Below are 18,666 nucleotides of genomic sequence, written 5' to 3' on the forward strand. Positions count from 1 at the left end.
GTTCGGGTGAAGCAAGTTGTACAGAACTACAAGAGCGGCGAGCTGGCGGTGCTCGACGTGCCGGTGCCGGGGTGCAAGCCGGGCGGTGTGCTCGTCCGCAGCGCCTACTCGCTGATCTCCACCGGGACCGAGCTGATGAAGGTGTCCGAGGCCGGCATGTCGATGCTCGGCAAGGCCCGTTCCCGCCCCGACCAGGTGGCCAAGGTCATGCAGAGCGTGGCCACCAACGGGGTGCCCGCCACCTACCGCAAGGTGATGGGCAAGCTGGACTCCTACACGCCGCTGGGCTACTCGCTGTGCGGGGTGGTCGAGCAGGTCGGCTCCGGGATCGACGACGTGAAGGTCGGCGACGTCGTGGCCTGCGCGGGCAACGAGCACGCGCTGCACGCCGAGCTGAACTGGGTGCCGAAGAACCTCTACGCCCCCGTGCCGGACGGCCTCGCGCCGCGGCATGCCGCCTTCGGCACCGTCGGGTCGATCGCGATGCAGGGCGTCCGCCGGGGCGAGCCGCAACTCGGCGACGTGGCCCTCGTCATCGGGCTCGGCCTGATCGGGCAGCTGGTGGTGCAGCTCCTCGCCGCCTCGGGGGTCCGTGTCGTCGGGGTCGATCCCGACCCGGCGCGCTGCGAGCTCGCCGAGCGCCTGGGCGCCGCGGCCTGCGGCGATCCCGGGGCCGCGGCCGTGGAGGCGGCCGTCGCCGAGCTGACCGACGGTCACGGCGTGGACCAGGTGTACCTGGCCGCCGGTGGCGGCAGCAACCAGCCCGTCGAGCTGGCCGCCCGGCTCTGCCGGGACCGCGGCCGGGTCGTCGACATCGGCAAGTGCCGCCTCGACCTGCCGTGGAACGCGTACTACGAGAAGGAGCTCGACGTCCGGTTCTCCCGCAGTTACGGCCCCGGGCGCTACGACCCGGAGTACGAGCTGGAGGGCCGTGACTACCCGATCGGCTATGTGCGCTGGACCGAGCGCCGCAATCTGGTGTGCTTCCTCGATCTCGTCGCGCGCGGCAGCGTCGACGTGGAGCCGCTGGTCTCCCACGTCGCCGACTTCGACGACGCCGTCGAGACGTACCAGCGGCTGGGGGACGGCGACCTGAAGGCCGTGGCCGTGCTGTTCCGGTACCCCGACGCACAGCCGGCCGAAGCGGAGGCACCGGCGGTGGCCGTGCCCGCGGTGAGCGTGCGCCGGGGTCCGGTCCGGGCCGCCGGTTCGCCGGTGAAGCTGGCGTTCGTCGGCGCGGGGAACTACGCGACGTCGATGCTGCTTCCGCACCTCGCGCAGCGCGAGGGCGTCGAGCTGTCGACCGTCGTCACCACGACGGCGCTGTCGGCGGCCAACGCGCGCCGGAAGTTCGACTTTGCCGATGCGACGACCGATCTGGACGCCGTGCTCGGTGACGAGTCCATCGACGCGGTGTTCGTGGTCACCCGGCACAGCTCGCACGCCGAACTGACCCGCAAGGCGCTGCTGGCGGGCAAGGCGGTGTTCGTGGAGAAGCCCCTGGCCCTCACCGAGGACGAGCTGGCCGGGGTCCTCGCGGCGGTGGAGGAGTCCGGCAACGACCGGCTGCAGGTGGGCTTCAACCGCCGCTTCGCACCGCTGCTCCAGGAGGCCAAGGAGCGGTTCGGCGCCCGGACCGGTCCGGCGAGCCTGCGCTACCTGGTCAACGCGGGCCGGCTCCAGCACGGCAGCTGGTACCTCCAGCAGGGCAGCGAGGGCTCGCGGTTCGCCGGTGAGGGCGGGCACTTCATCGACACGGCGAGCTGGCTGCTGGGGGCCGACCCGGTCTCGGTGTACTCCGTCGCCTCGTCGGGCAACGAGGACCTCCAGGTGGTGCTGCGCTACCCGGACGGGTCCACCGCCACCATCAGCTACGTCACCACCGGTTCGGCCGCCTTCCCCAAGGAGACGCTGGACCTGGTGGCCGACGGCAAGGTGCTGCAGCTCGACGACTTCGTCCGCGCCTCGGTCTACGGGCGCAAGAAGTGGGTCTCCTCGCGGCTGCCCAAGGCCCGGGACAAGGGCCAGAACGCCGAGCTGGCCGCGTTCGTCAAGGCCGTGCGGAGCGGCGGGCCGATGCCGGTGCCGCTGGAGTCCCTCGTCGCCACCACGGCGGCCACCCTCGCCGTGGGGGCGGGCCTGGCCGGTGGCGCCCCGGTGACGTTGGCGAGGACGCGATGACGGTGAGTTCGGGGAGCGCGGGCTGGTACCTGCGGCGCCTCTCCCGGATGGGACCGCGGGAGGTCGGCGGCCGGGCGGGCGACGCGGTGCGCAAGCGGCGGTGGCGGTCGGCGCGGCCGCACTGCCCGCGCGTGACCGGCGCCCGGTTCACCGCGACGCTGCCCGCGGGGACGTTGGCCGCGGTGGCGCCGGACGCCGCGAAGCGTCTCGTCGCCGAGGCGGACCGGCTGCTCGACGGACACGCCACGTACTTCGGCGTTGACCGCGACGACCTGGTCGACCCGGACTGGTGGTACGACCCGAAGACCGGGCGCCGGGCCCCGTGGGGCTACGCCTTCGACGTGCCCTACCGCGACGAGGACGCGGCCGGGGACATCAAGCAGATCTGGGAGCTGTCCCGGCATCAGTACCTCACCGTGCTGGCCGCCGCCTACGCGGTGACCGGGGACGAGCGGTACGCCGAGCGCGTGGCCGCGCACCTGCGGTCGTGGTGGGCGGCCAACCCGCCGCTGCGCGGGGTCCACTGGGTGAGCGGCATCGAGCTGGGCATCCGGCTGCTCTCCTGGGTGTGGGTCCGCCGGCTGCTCGACGGCTGGGCGGGCGCGGCCGGTCTCTTCGAGGACAACCCGGTGGCGCTGAACCAGATCTGGCACCACCAGCGCTGGCTCGCCGCCTTTCCCAGCCGGGGCTCTTCGGCGAACAACCACGTCATCGCCGAGGCCGCCGGGCAGTTCGCCGCGGCTTGCGCGTTCGGGTGGTTCCCCTCCTCGGCGCGGTGGCGGGCCGACGCGCTGCGGTCGCTGGAGCAGCAGCTGCGCGGCAACACCTTCCCCTCGGGCCTCAACCGCGAGCTGGCCACCGAGTACCACGGGCTGGTCCTGGAGCTGGGTCTGGCCGCGGTGGCCGAGGCGGACGCCGCCGACGTGCCGGTGCCCGCCTCGCTCCGCCTGGTGCTGCTGCGGATGACCGACGCGCTCGCGGCCGTCGTGGACAACCGGCTGCGGCCGCCGCGCCAGGGGGACGCGGACGACGGACACGGTCTGGTCGTGGACGGCGCGGGCACCCACCGCTGGGGCTCGCTCCTGGCCACCGGGGAGGCCGTGTTCGGGCGGCTCGCCTGGTGGCCGGAGGTGACCGGCACCGATGTGCGCACCCCGCTGCTCGCCGCGCTCGTCCGGCCGTACGCGAGCGGGGCGAGCGCACGCCCGGTGAGCCGTCCCGCCCACTTCGCCGACGCGGGCATGACCATCCTGCGCGGTGCGGAGGAGATCTGGTGCCGCTGCGACGGCGGTCCGCACGGCTTCCTGTCGATCGCCGCGCACGCCCACGCGGACGCGCTGTCCGTGGAGGTGCGGCACGACGGGGTGGACGTGCTCGCCGACCCGGGGACGTTCTGCTACCACGGGCAGCCCGCGTGGCGGCAGTACTTCCGCTCGACCATCGGCCACAACACCCTGGAGCTGGACGGCGGTGACCAGTCCGTCTCCGGCGGCCCGTTCCTGTGGACCCGGCACGCCCGGACGCGCGTCCTGGCCGCGGACACGTCCGACGAGGCCGTGGCGCGCTGGTCCGCCGAGCACGAGGGGTACGAGGGCTCCGTGCACCGCCGCCGGGTGGAGCTGACGGCCGCGAGCCGGGAGCTGAGGGTGGTCGACGAGGTGCGCGGCCCGCGCCGGGCCGTGCGCCTGGCGTTCCACCTCGGTCCGGCGATCGCCGCCGACCTGGTGGGGAACTGGGCGCTGCTGACCTGGACGCGGGACGGCGAGGAGCGCTCCGCGGTGCTCGACCTGCCCGGGGAGCTGTCCTGGCGGGCGCACCGCGGCGAGAGCGAGCCGCCGCTCGGCTGGTACTCCGCGGGCTTCGGCCGCAAGGAGCCCGCCACCACGCTCATCGGCAGCGGGTTCACCGACGGCGCGGAGGGGTTCACCACCGTGCTCAGGTTCCGCGGCTAGGGGGCGCGTGGTGTTCAAGAGGCGGCACTGGGCGCTGGCGGCGGCACCGCTGGCGCTGGCCCTGCTCGCGACGGCCGGCTGCGACAGCGACAGCGACAGCACGTCGGGCTCGCGGGCGAAGTCGTCCGCCGCGAAGCCGTCCGCGACCGTGGCCCGGGTGTGCGCCAAGCCCGCGGCCGGCCCGGCGAAGGCGCCCGCGGGCGCGGTGACGGTCGACCCCGCGGTGGTCGGTGACCTGGCGGCGAAGACCAGGAGCAACCCGCCGCACACCACGTTCTGGCTGCGACCGGGCAGGCACCGGCTCGAGCGGGACCGCTACGCCCAGGTCATGACCAAGGAGGGGAACCGCTACCTCGGTGCGCCGGGCGCGGTGCTCGACGGCCGGAAGGTCAACCAGTACGCGTTCAGCGGCAAGGCCCGCGACGTCACGATCCGCCATCTGACCGTGGAGCGCTTCGTCGCGCCGAACAACGAGGGCGTGGTCAACCACGACATGGCCGACGGATGGGTCATCGAGCACGCGAAGATCCAGTACAACTCCGGTGCCGGGCTGATGGCCGGTGCCCGCCAGCGGGTCCGCGCCAGCTGTCTGCGCGGCAACGGGCAGTACGGGATGAACGCCTACAAGACCGGTGACTCCATCCAGCACCTGGTGGTCGAGGGCAACGAGGTGGTGGGCAACAACACCGACGACTGGGAGCGGCGCAAGCCCGGCTGCGGCTGCACCGGAGGGATCAAGTTCTGGGCCGTCAACGGCGCCGACATCCGCGGGAATTGGGTGCACGACAACCGCGGCGCCGGGTTGTGGGCGGACAACAACAACAATGACTTCCGCATCGAGAACAACGTCCTCGAAGCCAACGACGGTGCCGCGCTGATGTACGAGACCAGCTATAACGCGGTCATCCGGAACAACACGATCCGGCGGAACAACTGGGTCGAGGGCCGCAAGTACGCCCAGCGCGACGACGACTTCCCGTACGCGACGATCTATGTGTCGGAGGCCGGTGGCGAACCGCGGATCAAGGCCCGCACGAACAAGATCGAGATCTACCGGAACGTCCTGGAGAACAACTGGTCCGGGATCACCCTGTGGGAGAACGCCGACCGGTTCTGCAACAGCCCGGCCAACACCTCGACCGGCTACTGCACCTTGCTGGTGAAGGACCTCGACCGCTGCGCGCGGCCGGGGATCGCCACCGCGCCGCTGTACGCCGACTGCCGGTGGAAGACCCAGCGGGTGGACATCCACGACAACCGCTTCGTCCTGGACACCGCCGTCGTCAAGTGCACGGAGGAGTGCGGCCGCATGGCGGTCCTCGCCAACTACGGCACGTATCCGAAGTGGTCGCCGTACAAGGGCAAGCGGGTCGCCGACGCGATCACCCACAAGCAGCGCAACCGCTGGCACGACAACGTCTACCGCGGGCCGTGGAGCTTCGTCGCGGGCGACCAGAGCCGGAAGCTGGAGACGGGGCAGTGGCAGAGCGCGCCGTACCAGCAGGACGCCGGCAGCACCTTCGACGCCCAGGCCGGTGGTTGAGATGGGCGGGGACCTGATGCGCGGCGGGCCGCCGAACGGTCCTGACACGGCGGGCGCACGGCCCGAGGTGGAACAACGCCCGGAGGCGACGCCGAAAGCGGTCGGGATCGTCTGGGCGCTGCTCGGTCTCAACACGCTCGGTTCCGCCGGGGCGAAGACCATCCTGCCGCTGCCCCGCTCCCTCATCCAGATGGCCACCATGGGCGCGCTGGTCTCCGCCTTCGCGCTGGCGCTCGCGCTCAACCTGCGGCTGCGCATCCGGCCGAGCGCCTTCGTGTTCCTGCTCACCCTGCTCCTGGTGCCGAGCGTGATCTCCAGCGCGGATCTGGAGGGCGGGTTCGGCGCGCTGTTCCGCTGTTTCCGGTTCGCTCTCTTCGTCGGCACGCTGTGGCTGCTCAGCCGCTGGTGGGACGGGGGCATGACGTTCGTCCGCCATCACATCCGGATGTACTTCGCGGTGCTCGTCCTGGTGGCCGCGGGCCTGGTCGTCGCACCGGGCACGGCGAGGCCGGAGTACTACGGCGGGCGCCTCGTCGGCGCGTTGTGGCCGCTCACCCCGCCGCAGATCGGACAGTACGCCGCAGTGATCATCGGGCTCACCGTGCTGCTCACCCTCGGCCGTCTGACGACCGGCGCCAACGCGGCGATGATCATCGTGCCCTCGCTCGTCCTGCTCGCGCTGACCCACACCAGGACGGCCACGCTCGGCCTGATCGTCGGGTTGGTGCTCGCGATCGGCTCGCTCGTCCTGACCAGTGCCGCCGCCCGCCGGTTCTTCGCCTGGACGGTGGTGTGCGCGACGGTGGCCACGGTGGCGTTGAGCTCCGCGCTACAGGCGTGGTTCATGCGCGGGCAGAGCAAGGAGGGCCTCTCCAACCTCACCGGGCGGGCCAAGGTCTGGGACGCCCTGCTCGCCGCGCCCCGGACGACCGGGGAGAAGGTGTTCGGCACGGGCCTGGGCGACAAGTCCTTCGGCGGCCTTCCGATCGACAACAGCTGGCTGGCCGTCTATCACGAGCAGGGCCTGATCGGCATCACCCTGGTCGCGGCGTTCATCGGCATCCTCGGCGGGGTCGCGCTGCTGCGGCCGCCGTCGCTGCCGAGGGCCTGCGCGATCTTCCTGATCAGCTACTGCGCGATGTCCTCGTACACCGAGGCCGGGCTCGGTGACGCCTCGCCGTATCTGCTGCATCTGGCCCTGGCCGCCTCGCTGTTGGTGCCGGGCGCCGCGGCCCCGTCCCTCGCGACGGCCGGGGTTCCCGGTCCGGCGGCCGAAGTCCCTCGACGACGTATCCCGCGATGGGCCCGGAGGTAAGGGTGAGCATGCACGTCCTTGTAGTACACAACCGTTACTCATCGGCGCAGCCGAGCGGCGAGAACAGGGTCGTCGACGAGGAGGTGGGGCTGCTGCGCGCGGCCGGTCACCGGGTCGACGTGTTCGAGCGGCGCAGCGACGACATCGCCGACCGGTCCCTGCTCGCCAAGGCCGCGGTGCCGCTGCTCGTGCCATGGAACCCGGCGGTCCGCTCGGAGCTCACCGCCCGGCTCCGCGCCTCGCGGCCCGACGTGGTGCACGTCCACAACGTCTTTCCGCTCCTGTCGCCCGCGGTCCTCGCCGCCTGCGCCGACGCCGGTGTGCCGACCGTCGCCACGCTGCACAACTACACCCAGGTCTGCCCGCCCGGCACGCTCCAGCGGGACGGCCGGGTGTGCACCGAGTGCGCCGGGTCGCGGGTGCCGCTGCCCGCCGTCCGGCACGGCTGCTACCGCGGCTCGCGGCTCGCGACGGTGCCGCTCGCGGTCAGCCTGTCGGTCAACCGGCGGCGGTGGTGGTCCGGCGTGGAGCGGTTCTTCTGCATCTCCGCGGCGCAGCGCGACGTCCTGGTGCGGACCGGCATGCCGGCCGAGCGCCTCTCGGTGAAGCACAACTTCGTGCCCGACCCGGGCGCCTGCCGCACGGGCGACGGGGAGCACGTGCTCTTCCTCGGGCGGCTCGCGGAGGCCAAGGGCGTGCGGCTGCTCATGTCCGCGTGGGACGAGGTCGCGGCGCGCGGCGGTGTGGGCGTGCCGCTCGTGCTCGCGGGCGCGGGGCCGCTGGAGCGGGAGGTGACCGCCTGGGCCGCGGGCCGGGACGACGTGCGCTACGTCGGCCTGTACGACCCCGAGGAGTGCCGCAGGGCGGTCGCGCGGTCGGTCGCCGTGGTGGCGCCCTCGATGTCCATGGAGACGTTCGGCCTGGTGGTCGCGGAGGCGATGGCGGCGGGGGTCCCGTCCGTCGCGGCCGGTCACGGCGCCTTCGTCGAGCTCGTCGAGGACGGAGTGACCGGGTTGCTGCACCGGCCGGGCGAGGTCGCCTCGCTCGCGGACTGCATCCGCCGGGTCGCGGCCGACGGGGGCCGCAACCAAGAGATGGGCCAGGCGGCCCGGCGCCGTTACGAGAAGGACTTCAGTCCTGTCGTCGGCCTGGAGCGCCTGGTGGAGGGGTACCGCGCCGCGATCGCGGGGCGGTCGGGCGGCGGGGACAGCGCGCCGCCGTCAGGAAACACGAGCACTGGCTCGCGGCGGGGCATCCGCGCGAGCAGGGATGGGGGCAGTAGATGACACGATGCCGACTCTGTGGCTCGGCGGCGCTGGCGAGCGTCGTCGATCTGGGGGCGACCCCGCCGTGCGAGAGCTTTCTCGCCGCGGACCAGCTGGATCAGCCGGAGCCCGCGTACCCGCTGCACCTGCGGGTGTGCACCGACTGCTGGCTGGCGCAGATCCCCGCGCTGATCACACCGGAGGAGACGTTCAAGGAGTACGCGTACTTCTCCTCCTTCTCCACCTCCTGGGTGGAGCACGCGCGCACGTTCGTCGCCGACGCCGTGCGACGGGTGGGGCTCGGCGCCGAAGGCTCCGACGCCTTCGTGGTCGAGGTGGCGAGCAACGACGGGTACCTGCTGAAGCACGTGGTGGACCGGGGGATCCGCTGCCTCGGCATCGAGCCGTCGGTGAACGTCGGTGCCACGGCGCGGGACGCGGGCGTGCCCACGCTCACGGAGTTCCTGTCGCCCCGGACCGGCGCGGCCGTCCGCGCCGAGCACGGCCCGGCGGACCTGGTCGTGGCCAACAACGTGTACGCGCACATCCCCGACGTGGTCGGGTTCACCCAGGGGCTGCGCGCCCTGGTCGCCGACGACGGCTGGGTCTCCATCGAGGTGCAGCACCTGCTGACCCTGATCGAGGAGAACCAGTACGACACGATCTACCACGAGCACTTCCAGTACTACACGGTGGCGTCCGCGATCCGGGCCCTCGCCAGCGGCGGGCTCGCGCTCGTGGACGTGGAGCTGCTGCCCACGCACGGCGGCTCCATCCGGCTGTGGGCCCGGCCGGCCGAGGTGGCCGGTGAGCCGTCCCCCCAGGTGTCCGACGTGCTGGCCCGGGAGAAGGCCGCCGGGCTCCAGGAGCTGTCCGGGTACACCGAGTTCGGCGCGCGGGTGGCCAAGGTGCGCCGGGACCTGCTCAAGTTCCTCATCGAGGCGGCCGAGCGCGGCGACACGGTGGTCGGCTACGGCGCCCCGGGCAAGGGCAACACGCTCCTGAACCACTGCGGCATCCGGCCCGACCTGCTCGCGTACACGGTCGACCGCAACCCCTACAAGCACGGCAGGTACACCCCCGGCACCCGCATCCCGATCCTGTCGCCCGAGCGGATCGCCGCCGACCGGCCGGACTACGTCCTCGTCCTGCCGTGGAACCTGCGGGCCGAGCTGGTCGAGCAGCTGTCCTACGTGCACGAGTGGGGCGGCCGCCTGGTCTTCCCCATCCCGGAACTGAGCGTCGTCGAGGCCACGTCGTTGAAAGAGAGCACAGCATGAAGGTCGTACTGTTCTGCGGCGGTTACGGGATGCGGATGCGCAGCGGTGCCTCCGACGACGTGCCCAAGCCGATGGCGATGGTCGGCCCGAGACCGCTGATCTGGCACGTCATGCGCTACTACGCGCACTTCGGGCACACGGAGTTCATCCTGTGCCTCGGGTACGGGGCGCAGCACATCAAGGACTTCTTCCTCACCTACGAGGAGACGGCGTCCAACGACTTCGTGCTGCGGGGCGGGAAGACCGAGCTGCTCTCCACCGACATATCCGACTGGACGATCACGTTCGCGCAGACCGGCGTCGAGTCGCCGATCGGGGAGCGCCTGCGCCGGGTGCGCCACCACCTGGACGGCGACGAGATGTTCCTCGCCAACTACGCGGACGTGCTCACCGACGCTCCCCTGCCGCAGATGATCGACTCCTTCGCCCGGCGCGACGCCGGTGCGTCGATGATGGTGGTGCCGCCGCAGTCCTCGTTCCACTGCGTGGAGCTGGGTGAGAACGGCATGGTCGGGGGGATCACGGCGGTGAGCGACATGCCGCTGTGGGAGAACGGCGGCTACTTCGTGCTCCGCCAGGAGGTCTTCGACCACATCCCCGAGAACGGGGACCTGGTCGCCGACGGCTGCGCCCAACTGGCCAAGCAGGGGCGGCTCGTGGCGCACCAGCACCGCGGCTTCTGGAAGCCGACCGACACCGTCAAGGAGCGGGCCGCGCTGGACGCCGCCTACGCCCGGGGCGACCGTCCGTGGGCCGTGTGGGAGCAGGGCGGCGCGGCCACCGGCGCGCTCGGCGGCAGGGCCGGCGCCGAAGCGAGGACCGCGTGATCCGGCTCGGGGCCGGGCGCCTGGACCGGATCGCGGCGGTGGGCGCGCACTGCGACGACATCGCCATCGGCGCGGGCGGCACCCTCCTGACGCTGTGCCTCGCGCGGCCGGGCCTGCGCGTCGACGCCCTGGTGCTCTCCGGCGGCGGCACCGAGCGCGAGGAGGAGGAGCGGGCCGCGCTCGCCGCCTTCTGCCCGGGCGCCGACCTGCGCCTGACCGTGCTCAAGCTGCCGGACGGCCGGATGCCCGTGCACTGGGACGAGGCCAAGGCCGCGGTCGAGGAGCTGCGCGGGCAGACCGACCCGGAGCTGGTCCTGGCCCCGCGCACCGACGACGCGCACCAGGACCACCGCGGCCTGGCGCAGCTGATGCCCACCGCGTTCCGCGACCACCTGGTCCTCGGCTACGAGATCGTCAAGTGGGACGGCGACCTCGGCCGTCCGGCGGCGTACCAGCCGCTGTCGACGGAGGTCGCCGAGCAGAAGGTGCGGCTGCTGCAGGAGCACTACCCCTCGCAGCGGCACCGTCCCTGGTACGACCGGGAGGCCTTCCTCGGCCTGGCACGGATCCGCGGCATCGAATGCCACGCGCGCTACGCCGAGGCGTTCGCCGTCACCAAACTCACTCTGAACCTGGGGAACTGAACCATGCGCGTACTTCTGACCGGGCACCAGGGCTACCTGGGCACCGTCATGGCCCCGGTCCTCACGGCCGCCGGGCACGAGGTCGTCGGCCTCGACTCCGGCCTGTTCGCGGACTGCGTCCTCGGCCCGGCGCCCGCGGACCCGCAGGGGCACCGGGTGGACCTGCGGGACGTCACGGCCGAGCACGTGGCCGGGGTGGACGCCGTGATCCACCTGGCCGCGCTCTCCAACGACCCGCTGGGCTCGCTCGCGCCGGAGCTGACCTACGACATCAACCACCACGCCTCCGTGCGCCTCGCCGAGCTGGCCCGCGACGCCGGAGTGCGGCGTTTCCTGTACGCGTCGACGTGCTCGGTGTACGGCGCCGCGGGCGACCCCGACTTGTCGAACTTGGTGGCCGAGGACGCCCCGCTGCGCCCGGTGACGCCGTACGCGGAGTCCAAGGTGCGGGTCGAGGACGACCTGCACGCGCTCGCCGACGGCGACTTCACCCCGGTGTACATGCGCAACGCCACCGCCTTCGGCTACTCGCCCCGGCTGCGCGCCGACATCGTGCTGAACAACCTGGTGGGCCACGCGCTGCTGTCCGGCGAGGTCCTGGTGCTCTCCGACGGCACCCCCTGGCGCCCGCTGGTGCACGCCGCCGACATCGCCCGCGCGTTCACGGCCGCGCTGACCGCGCCGCGCGAGGCCGTGCACGACCGGGCGTTCAACATCGGCAGCGAGGTCAACAACGTCACGGTCGCCGAGATCGCCGAGCAGGTCGCCGACGCGGTGCCGGGGGCGAAGGTGAACATCACCGGGGAGAGCGGCGCCGACCCGCGCTCCTACCGCGTGGACTTCTCCCGGTTCCGCGCCGCGATCCCCGGCTTCGACTGCGAGTGGACGGTGCGCCGTGGCGCGCTCGAACTCGCCGAGGCCTACCGGAAGCACGGGTTGACCCGCGAGGAGTTCGAGCAGCGCTTCACCCGGCTCGCCGTGCTGCGCGCGGCCTCCGACGCCGGTGCCGTCGACGACACCCTGCGGCGGCGCCGGTGACCACCACGCTCGGCGCACAGATGCACGCCCTGGTGGAGCGGATGTACCCGCTGTGCCGGAGCATCACCGGCGACGGCGTGCGCGCCACCCTGGACATCGTCGGGGAGTACGTCCCGCTCCAGGTGCACGAGGTGCCGACCGGGACGCAGGTGCTCGACTGGACGGTGCCGCAGGAGTGGAACATCCGGGACGCGTACGTGGCCGACAGCTCGGGCAACCGGGTCGTCGACTTCGCCGCGTCCAGCCTGCACGTGCTCGGCTACAGCGTGCCGGTCTCGACGACCCTGCCCCTGGCCGAACTCCGCGGCCACCTGCACACCCTGCCGGACCACCCGTCCTGGGTGCCGTACCGCACCAGTTACTACAAGCCGGAGTGGGGGTTCTGTCTGGCACAGGAGACCCTGGACGGGCTGCCGGACGGCGACTACGAGGTGTGCGTCGACTCCACGCTGGCCGACGGCCACCTCACCTACGCCGAGCACGTGGTCCCCGGGCAGGTCGCCGACGAGGTGATCGTCTCCTGTCACGTCTGCCACCCGTCGCTGGCCAACGACAACCTGGCCGGCGTCGCGGTGGCGACGTTCCTGGCCCGGGCCCTCGCGGAGCGGGCGCCGTACTACACCTACCGGTTCGTCTTCGCGCCCGGCACCATCGGGGCGATCACCTGGCTGGCCCGCAACGCGGACCGGATCGACCAGGTCAAGCACGGCCTCGTCCTGGCCTGCGCGGGTGACCGGGGGCAGCTGACGTACAAGCGGAGCAGGCGCGGCGACGCGGAGATCGACCGGGTGCTGACGCACGTGCTCGCCGCCTCCGAACGGCCGCACCGCGTCACCGAGTTCACGCCGTACGGCTACGACGAGCGGCAGTACTGCTCGCCCGGGTTCGACCTCGGTGTGGGCTCGCTCAGCCGGACCCCGTACGCCGGGTACCCCGAGTACCACACCTCGGCGGACGATCCGGACTTCGTCTCCCCGGAGGCGATGGAGGACACCCTCGCCGTCTGCCGCGAGGCGTTCACGGTCCTCGACCGCAACCGGCGGTACGTCAACCTCAGCCCGTACGGCGAACCGCAGCTCGGCCGCCGTGGTCTGTACGACGCGCTCGGCGGCCGCAGCGACACCAAGCAGGCCCAGATGGCCATGCTCTGGGTGCTGAGCCTCTCCGACGGCGAGCACAGTCTGCTCGACGTCGCGGAGCGCTCCGGGCTGCCGTTCGACACCGTCGCCGCCGCGGCCGACGCCCTGGGCGCCGCCGAACTGCTCAAGGCGTGACGCCCATGACCACCGAAGGGGAGAAGACGAAGGCACCGGCCGGATCCGCCAGGCGCGCCCTCGTCGGACGGCTGTCCTGGGGGCTCGCCGACCAGGCGGCGTCCAGCATCTCCAACTTCGCGGTGGGCATCTACGTGGCCCGCTCGCTGGGGGTGACCGCGTTCGGCGTGTTCAGCCTGGCCTGGGTCACCTACGGCGTGGTGCTCAACGTCTCCCGGGGCCTGGCCACCGACCCGCTCGTGGTGCGCTTCAGCGGCGTGCCGGCCGCGTCCTGGCGCACGGCGGTGGCCAGGTCGTCGGGGACCGCGCTGGGTGTCGGTGCCGCACTCGGCGCGGTGTCCCTGGTGGCGGGGCTCGCTGTCGGCGGCCGTGTGGGGCTCGCGTTCGCCTGCCTGGGCGTGGTCCTGCCGGGGCTGCTCCTCCAGGACGCGTGGCGGTTCGCGTTCTTCGCCGCGGGCACCGGGCGGAAGGCGTTCGTCAACGACCTCGTGTGGTGCGTCGCGCTCGTCCCTGCCATGGTCCTCGCCGCCCGTGCGGGCAGCGTGGCCGCCTTCGTGCTGGCCTGGGGCGGGTCCGCCGCGGTGGCCGCGGTGTACGGCTGCTTCCAGTCCGGCATCCGGCCCCGGTCGGCCGGGGCGCGCGAGTGGCTGCGCGAGCACCGGGACCTCGGCTCCCGCTACCTCGTCGAGAACGTCAGCAACAGCGGCGCGAGCCAGCTGCGGGCCTACGGTCTCGGCGCGATCGTCGGGGTCGGCGCGGTGGGGGTGACCCGGGGAGCGGAGCTCCTGCTCGGCCCGTTCATGGCGGTCCTCATGGGGCTCTCCCTGGTCACCGTCGCGGAGGCGGCCCGGGTGCTTCGCAGGGCCCCGCACCGGCTCGGGGCGTTCTGCTTCCTGCTCGGCGGCGGGCAGGCCGCCGCCGCGCTGCTGTGGGGCGCGGCGCTGCTCCTCGTGCCGGACCGGTTCGGCGAGCTGGTGCTCGGCGGCGTCTGGCACTCCGCGTCGGAGCTGATCCTTCCGGCCGCGCTCGGTGTCGCGGGCGCGAGCCTCGGCACCGGCGCGGCGGCCGGTCTGCGCGCGCTCGCCGCGGCCCGGCGCAGCCTGCGCTGCCAGCTGATCGCCTCTTCCTGTTACGTCGTCGGCGGGCTCGGCGGCGCGGCCGTGGCCGGCACGGTCGGCTCGGCCTGGGGCGTCGCCGCCGCCACGTCGATCGGCTCCGCCGTGTGGTGGCTGCACCTGCGGTCCGCCCTGCGCGAGCGCCACCACTCCCCCATTCCCGAAGTGAGGACGTCATGACCGCCCATCCCCGGTTGAGCATCGGCCTGCCCGTGTACAACGGCGAGGAGTACCTCGCCGAGGCGCTCGATGCCCTGCTCGGCCAGACCTACGAGGACTTCGAGCTGGTCATCTCCGACAACGCCTCGACCGACGGGACCCAGGAGATCTGCCGCAAGTACGCCGCGCAGGACACGCGCGTCCGCTATCTGCGGCTGCCCCGGAACATCGGCGCGGCGCCGAACCACAACTACGTGTTCACCCAGTGCCACGGCGAGCTGTTCAAGTGGGCCTCGCACGACGACCTGTACGCCCGTGACCTGCTGCGGCGCTGTGTGGAGGCCCTGGACGAGCGGCCGGAGGTGATCCTCGCGCACGCCGACCAGGCGGTCATCGACGAGGAGGGGCGGGTGAAGGTCCCGTACGCGTACACGCTCGCCACCGACTCCCCGCGCGCCCCGGAGCGGTTCCGCAGCATGCTCTTCGAGCCGGGCGGCGACGACTTCTACGGGGTGATGCGGGCCGATGTGCTGCGCCGGGTGAGGCCGCACAACAGCTACCACCACGCGGACCGCACGTTCGTCGCCGAGATCGGCCTGCGCGGGCCCTTCCACCAGGTGCCGGAGCTGCTGTACTTCCGCCGCGACCACCCCACGCGCGCCGAGCGGGCGAACCCGTCCAAGCGTTCCCGGTGCGTCAATCTGGACCCGCGCCGGGCGGGTCTGCTGCACCCGACGCCGCGGCTGCTCGCCGAGTACGTCTGGGGCTTCGTCGCGGCGGTCCGGCGGACGCCGCTGTCCGCGGCCGACCGGCGCGCGTGCTACGGCCACCTGGCCGCGTGGGCGGCGAGCCGGGCCCGGCCGGGCGCCGGGGAGCGGGTCGAGGACCGCGCCCCGGTCGACCCGGCGAAGCTCGACGTCTCCCTCGACGCGCTCGTCGCCGGGCGCGAGGGGAAGCGGACGTGACGGCGGTACGGGTGGGAGTGTTCGGCCTGCTCGGCTCGGGCAACCTCGGCAACGACGGGTCGCTGGAGGCCGTGCTCGGCTATCTGCGCACCGAGCACCCCGAGGCGGTCGTGGACGCGCTGTGCGGCGGGCCCGAGCTCGTCGCGGCCCGGTACCGGATCCCCGCGACGCGGCTGCACTGGTACCGCGGGGAGTACCGGACCGCGTCGCGCGCGGGCGCGATCGCGGGCAAGGGCCTGGGCAAACTCGTCGACGCCGTCCGCACCGCCGCCTGGGTGCGCAAGCACGACGTGGTGATCGTGCCGGGCATGGGCGTCCTGGAGGCCACGCTGCCGCTGCGGCCCTGGGGCTTCCCGTACGCGCTCTTCCTGCTCTGCGCGAGCGGCCGGGTGCTGCGGACCCGGGTCGCTCTGGTCGGCGTCGGCGCCGCCCCGATCGCCGACCGGCCGACCCGGGCGCTGGTGCGGCGGTCGGCGCGGCTCGCCGCGTACCGGTCGTACCGGGACGCGATGTCGCGTGACGCGATGCGGGAGATGGGCGTGGACACCGCGCGCGACGGGGTCTACCCGGACCTCGCGTTCGCCCTGCCGACGCCCCCCGCGGGCACGCCCTCGGGCACGGTCTGCGTCGGCGTCATGGCCTTCCACGGCGGCAACGACGACCGCGCCCGCGCCGAGGAGATCCACCGGCGCTACCTCGACGGAGTGACCCGGTTCGTCCGCGCCCTCGTCGAGGACGGCAGGCCGGTCCGGCTGCTCACCGGGGACGGGGTCGACGCGACGGTGGTCACCGCGATCCGCGAGGCGGTGGACTCGCCGCTGGTCACCGCGGCCGAGGCGGCCTCGCTCGCCGACCTGATGAAGGAGGCGGCGGCCGCCGACGCGGTGGTGGCGACCCGGTACCACAACCTGATCTGCGCGCTGAAGGCGGGCACACCGACGCTCGCGCTCAGCTACGCGGCGAAGAGCGACGCCCTGATGGACCGGATGGGCCTCGGCGCGTACTGCCACCCGGCCCGCGAGGTCGACGCCGACCGGCTCCTCGAACAGTTCCGGGCGCTGGAGAAGCAGTCGGCGGAGCTGCGCCGGACCCTCACCGAGCGGAACGAACTCGCCGCCCGGCAACTCCAGGACCAGTTCGCCGAGTTGACCACGGCCCTGTTCCCTGCGACCGACCACGCCCACGCCCTGCGGGAGACCCCATGAAAGCAACCGAAGTCCCGGAGATCGACGGCGCGTTCCTGTTCGAGCCCACGCCGTACGCCGACGAACGCGGCTTCTTCTGCCGCACCTTCGACGCCGACGTGCTCCGCTCGGTGGGCCTCGACCCGAACGCGTTCATCCAGGACAGCGTGTCCCGTTCGGTCCGTGGCGTGCTGCGCGGCATGCACCTGCGCTCCGGGAGGGGCGAGGCCAAGCTGGTGCGGTGCTCGTACGGGAAGATCTTCGACGTCGTCGTGGACCTGCGGGCCGACTCGCCGACCTATCTCAACGTGGCCACCTTCGAGCTGTCCGGCGAGACGCAGAGGACCCTGTACATCCCGGCGGGGTGCGCACACGGCTTCCAGGCGCTGACCGAGACCACCGACACGTCGTACCGGATCGACCGCCCGCACGACCCCGCCGAGGACGTGACGATCGCCTTCGACGACCCGGAGCTCGACATTCCGTGGCCGCTGCCGGTCACCCTGATGTCCCAGCGGGACCGGGAGGCGCCGAGCCTCGCCGAGGTCCTGAAGCACAGCGAGAAGTGAGGCCGTCGTGGACACCCGACACACCGAAGGGGCCGCGGAGTTCACCCTGCCGCGGTCGCGCAGCGCGAACGAGCGGCTGCACGCGCTGATCCCCGGTGGCGCGCACACCTACGCCAAGGGCGACGACCAGTACCCCGAGGACCTGGCCCCGGTCATCAGCCACGGCCGGGGCGCCCACGTGTGGGACGTCGACGGCAACCGCTACGTCGAGTACGGCTCGGGGCTGCGCTCCGTCAGCCTCGGCCACGCCCACCCGCGCGTGACCGAGGCGGTGCGGCGCGAACTCGACCGGGGCAGCAACTTCGCGCGGCCGTCCATCGTGGAGGTCGAGGCCGCGGAGCGCTTCCTGGCGACGGTGCCGACCGCCGAGATGGTGAAGTTCGCGAAGAACGGCTCCGACGCCACCACCGCCGCGGTCCGCCTCGCCCGCGCCGTCACCGGGCGCCCCCGCGTCGCCCGCTGCGGCGACCATCCGTTCTTCTCCGTCGACGACTGGTTCATCGGCACCACGCCGATGTCGGCGGGCATTCCGGAGGCGACCACCGAACTCACCGTGGCGTTCCCCTACGGCGACCTGGTGGCCACGGAGGAGCTGCTCACCCGGTACCAGGACGAGATCGCCTGTCTGATCCTCGAACCCGCGGGCCACACCGAGCCTCCGCCCGGCTATCTGGAGGGCCTGCGCGCGCTGGCCGACCGGCACGGCTGCGTCCTGGTATTCGACGAGATGATCACCGGTTTCCGCTGGTCCGAGGCGGGCGCCCAGGGCCTGTACGGCGTCGTCCCCGACCTCTCCACGTTCGGCAAGGCGCTGGGCAACGGCTTCGCCGTCTCCGCCCTCGCCGGGCGCCGCGCGCTGATGGAGCGGGGCGGCCTGCGCCACTCCGGCGAGCGGGTGTTCCTGCTGTCCACCACGCACGGCGCGGAAACGCACTCCCTGGCCGCCGCGATGGCCGTGCAGGCCACCTACGCCGAGGAGGGTGTCACCGCGCGGCTGCACGCCCTCGGCGAGCGGCTGGCCGCCGGTGTGCGCGACGCCGCGGCCGGGATGGGTGTGGGCGACCACCTCGTCGTCCGGGGCCGGGCCAGCAACCTGGTCTTCGCCACCCTCGACGAGAGGGGGAAGCCGTCGCAGGAGTACCGCACCCTGTTCCTGCGCCAACTCCTCGCGGGCGGGGTCCTCGCCCCGTCGTTCGTGGTGAGCGGCGCGCTCAGCGACGCCGACATCGACCACACCGTCGACGTGGTGGCCGACGCGTGCGCGGTCTACCGAAAGGCCCTGGACGCGGGCGATCCCACGCCCTGGCTCGGTGGGCGGCCGGTGAAGCCGGTGTTCCGCCGCCTGGTGTGACGCG

15 protein-coding genes are annotated in these 18,666 nt (G+C 72.8%); all 15 read left to right on the top strand.

Going from position 1 to position 18,666, the window contains the following annotated elements; all coding sequences use genetic code 11:
- The first annotated feature begins 6 nt into the window (after positions 1-6).
- Genes C9F11_RS00650 through C9F11_RS00720 form a run of 15 tightly spaced genes read left to right on the top strand, consistent with a single transcriptional unit; the run spans position 7 to position 18,662 of the window.
- Positions 7-2,181, top strand: a complete 2,175-nt coding sequence (locus C9F11_RS00650) for a bi-domain-containing oxidoreductase (RefSeq protein ID WP_138957371.1) — start codon at positions 7-9, stop codon at positions 2,179-2,181.
- Complete coding sequence (locus tag C9F11_RS00655) at positions 2,178-4,133, top strand: alginate lyase family protein (RefSeq protein ID WP_138957372.1); 1,956 nt, start codon at positions 2,178-2,180, stop codon at positions 4,131-4,133. Before C9F11_RS00650 ends, C9F11_RS00655 begins: the two co-directional genes overlap by 4 nt.
- A gap of 7 nt (positions 4,134-4,140) precedes the next feature.
- On the top strand, positions 4,141-5,676 hold the full coding sequence (locus tag C9F11_RS00660) for a right-handed parallel beta-helix repeat-containing protein (protein ID WP_138957373.1): 1,536 nt from the start codon (positions 4,141-4,143) through the stop codon (positions 5,674-5,676).
- A 1-nt stretch (position 5,677) separates the two neighbouring features.
- Positions 5,678-6,991 (top strand): O-antigen ligase domain-containing protein, encoded by a 1,314-nt coding sequence (locus C9F11_RS00665; RefSeq protein ID WP_138957374.1) that lies wholly within the window; start codon positions 5,678-5,680, stop codon positions 6,989-6,991.
- 8 nt (positions 6,992-6,999) lie between these two features.
- Positions 7,000-8,277, top strand: coding sequence for a glycosyltransferase (locus C9F11_RS00670; protein ID WP_138957375.1), 1,278 nt, complete (start codon positions 7,000-7,002; stop codon positions 8,275-8,277).
- Positions 8,274-9,536 (top strand): class I SAM-dependent methyltransferase, encoded by a 1,263-nt coding sequence (locus C9F11_RS00675; protein ID WP_138957376.1) that lies wholly within the window; start codon positions 8,274-8,276, stop codon positions 9,534-9,536. Before C9F11_RS00670 ends, C9F11_RS00675 begins: the two co-directional genes overlap by 4 nt.
- Positions 9,533-10,363 carry a glucose-1-phosphate cytidylyltransferase gene (locus C9F11_RS00680; protein ID WP_138957377.1) on the top strand — a complete coding sequence of 277 codons (831 nt, stop codon included), beginning with the start codon at positions 9,533-9,535 and terminating at the stop codon, positions 10,361-10,363. The genes C9F11_RS00675 and C9F11_RS00680 overlap by 4 nt, the downstream gene beginning before the upstream one ends.
- The gene (locus C9F11_RS00685) at positions 10,360-11,007 is read left to right on the top strand and encodes a PIG-L family deacetylase (protein ID WP_138957378.1); all 648 of its coding nucleotides are present in this window, start codon (positions 10,360-10,362) and stop codon (positions 11,005-11,007) included. Before C9F11_RS00680 ends, C9F11_RS00685 begins: the two co-directional genes overlap by 4 nt.
- A gap of 3 nt (positions 11,008-11,010) precedes the next feature.
- Entirely contained in the window at positions 11,011-12,045 is a 1,035-nt protein-coding gene (locus C9F11_RS00690; protein WP_138957379.1) for an NAD-dependent epimerase/dehydratase family protein, read from the top strand.
- A gap of 20 nt (positions 12,046-12,065) precedes the next feature.
- The gene (locus tag C9F11_RS00695; protein WP_138965848.1) at positions 12,066-13,319 is read left to right on the top strand and encodes a DUF4910 domain-containing protein; all 1,254 of its coding nucleotides are present in this window, start codon (positions 12,066-12,068) and stop codon (positions 13,317-13,319) included.
- Between the two features lie 5 nt (positions 13,320-13,324).
- The gene (locus C9F11_RS00700; RefSeq protein ID WP_138957380.1) at positions 13,325-14,614 is read left to right on the top strand and encodes a hypothetical protein; all 1,290 of its coding nucleotides are present in this window, start codon (positions 13,325-13,327) and stop codon (positions 14,612-14,614) included.
- Positions 14,611-15,558: a glycosyltransferase family 2 protein gene (locus C9F11_RS00705; protein ID WP_138957381.1), complete on the top strand. Its 948-nt coding sequence runs from the start codon at positions 14,611-14,613 to the stop codon at positions 15,556-15,558. Before C9F11_RS00700 ends, C9F11_RS00705 begins: the two co-directional genes overlap by 4 nt.
- A complete protein-coding gene (locus C9F11_RS00710; RefSeq protein ID WP_249401528.1) occupies positions 15,555-16,763 on the top strand; it encodes a polysaccharide pyruvyl transferase family protein in 1,209 nt (402 codons plus the stop codon). The genes C9F11_RS00705 and C9F11_RS00710 overlap by 4 nt, the downstream gene beginning before the upstream one ends.
- Positions 16,760-17,311: a dTDP-4-dehydrorhamnose 3,5-epimerase gene (gene rfbC, locus C9F11_RS00715; protein WP_138957382.1), complete on the top strand. Its 552-nt coding sequence runs from the start codon at positions 16,760-16,762 to the stop codon at positions 17,309-17,311. The genes C9F11_RS00710 and rfbC overlap by 4 nt, the downstream gene beginning before the upstream one ends.
- Before the next feature lie 7 nt (positions 17,312-17,318).
- Positions 17,319-18,662 (top strand): glutamate-1-semialdehyde 2,1-aminomutase, encoded by a 1,344-nt coding sequence (locus tag C9F11_RS00720; RefSeq protein WP_138957383.1) that lies wholly within the window; start codon positions 17,319-17,321, stop codon positions 18,660-18,662.
- Positions 18,663-18,666: the final 4 nt, after the last annotated feature.

This window comes from Streptomyces sp. YIM 121038 (assembly GCF_006088715.1).
In the GTDB taxonomy this organism is placed as follows: Bacteria; Actinomycetota; Actinomycetes; order Streptomycetales; family Streptomycetaceae; genus Streptomyces.

What these genes read in the sequence shown, in the direction of transcription:
- C9F11_RS00655 (WP_138957372.1), top strand. Translation starts at nt 2,178, where the DNA reads ATGACGGTGAGTTCGGGGAGCGCGGGCTGGTACCTGCGGCGCCTCTCC.
- C9F11_RS00665 (WP_138957374.1), top strand. Translation starts at nt 5,678, where the DNA reads ATGGGCGGGGACCTGATGCGCGGCGGGCCGCCGAACGGTCCTGACACG.
- C9F11_RS00670 (WP_138957375.1), top strand. Translation starts at nt 7,000, where the DNA reads ATGCACGTCCTTGTAGTACACAACCGTTACTCATCGGCGCAGCCGAGC.
- C9F11_RS00675 (WP_138957376.1), top strand. Translation starts at nt 8,274, where the DNA reads ATGACACGATGCCGACTCTGTGGCTCGGCGGCGCTGGCGAGCGTCGTC.
- C9F11_RS00680 (WP_138957377.1), top strand. Translation starts at nt 9,533, where the DNA reads ATGAAGGTCGTACTGTTCTGCGGCGGTTACGGGATGCGGATGCGCAGC.
- C9F11_RS00690 (WP_138957379.1), top strand. Translation starts at nt 11,011, where the DNA reads ATGCGCGTACTTCTGACCGGGCACCAGGGCTACCTGGGCACCGTCATG.
- C9F11_RS00695 (WP_138965848.1), top strand. Translation starts at nt 12,066, where the DNA reads ATGCACGCCCTGGTGGAGCGGATGTACCCGCTGTGCCGGAGCATCACC.
- C9F11_RS00700 (WP_138957380.1), top strand. Translation starts at nt 13,325, where the DNA reads ATGACCACCGAAGGGGAGAAGACGAAGGCACCGGCCGGATCCGCCAGG.
- C9F11_RS00705 (WP_138957381.1), top strand. Translation starts at nt 14,611, where the DNA reads ATGACCGCCCATCCCCGGTTGAGCATCGGCCTGCCCGTGTACAACGGC.
- rfbC (WP_138957382.1), top strand. Translation starts at nt 16,760, where the DNA reads ATGAAAGCAACCGAAGTCCCGGAGATCGACGGCGCGTTCCTGTTCGAG.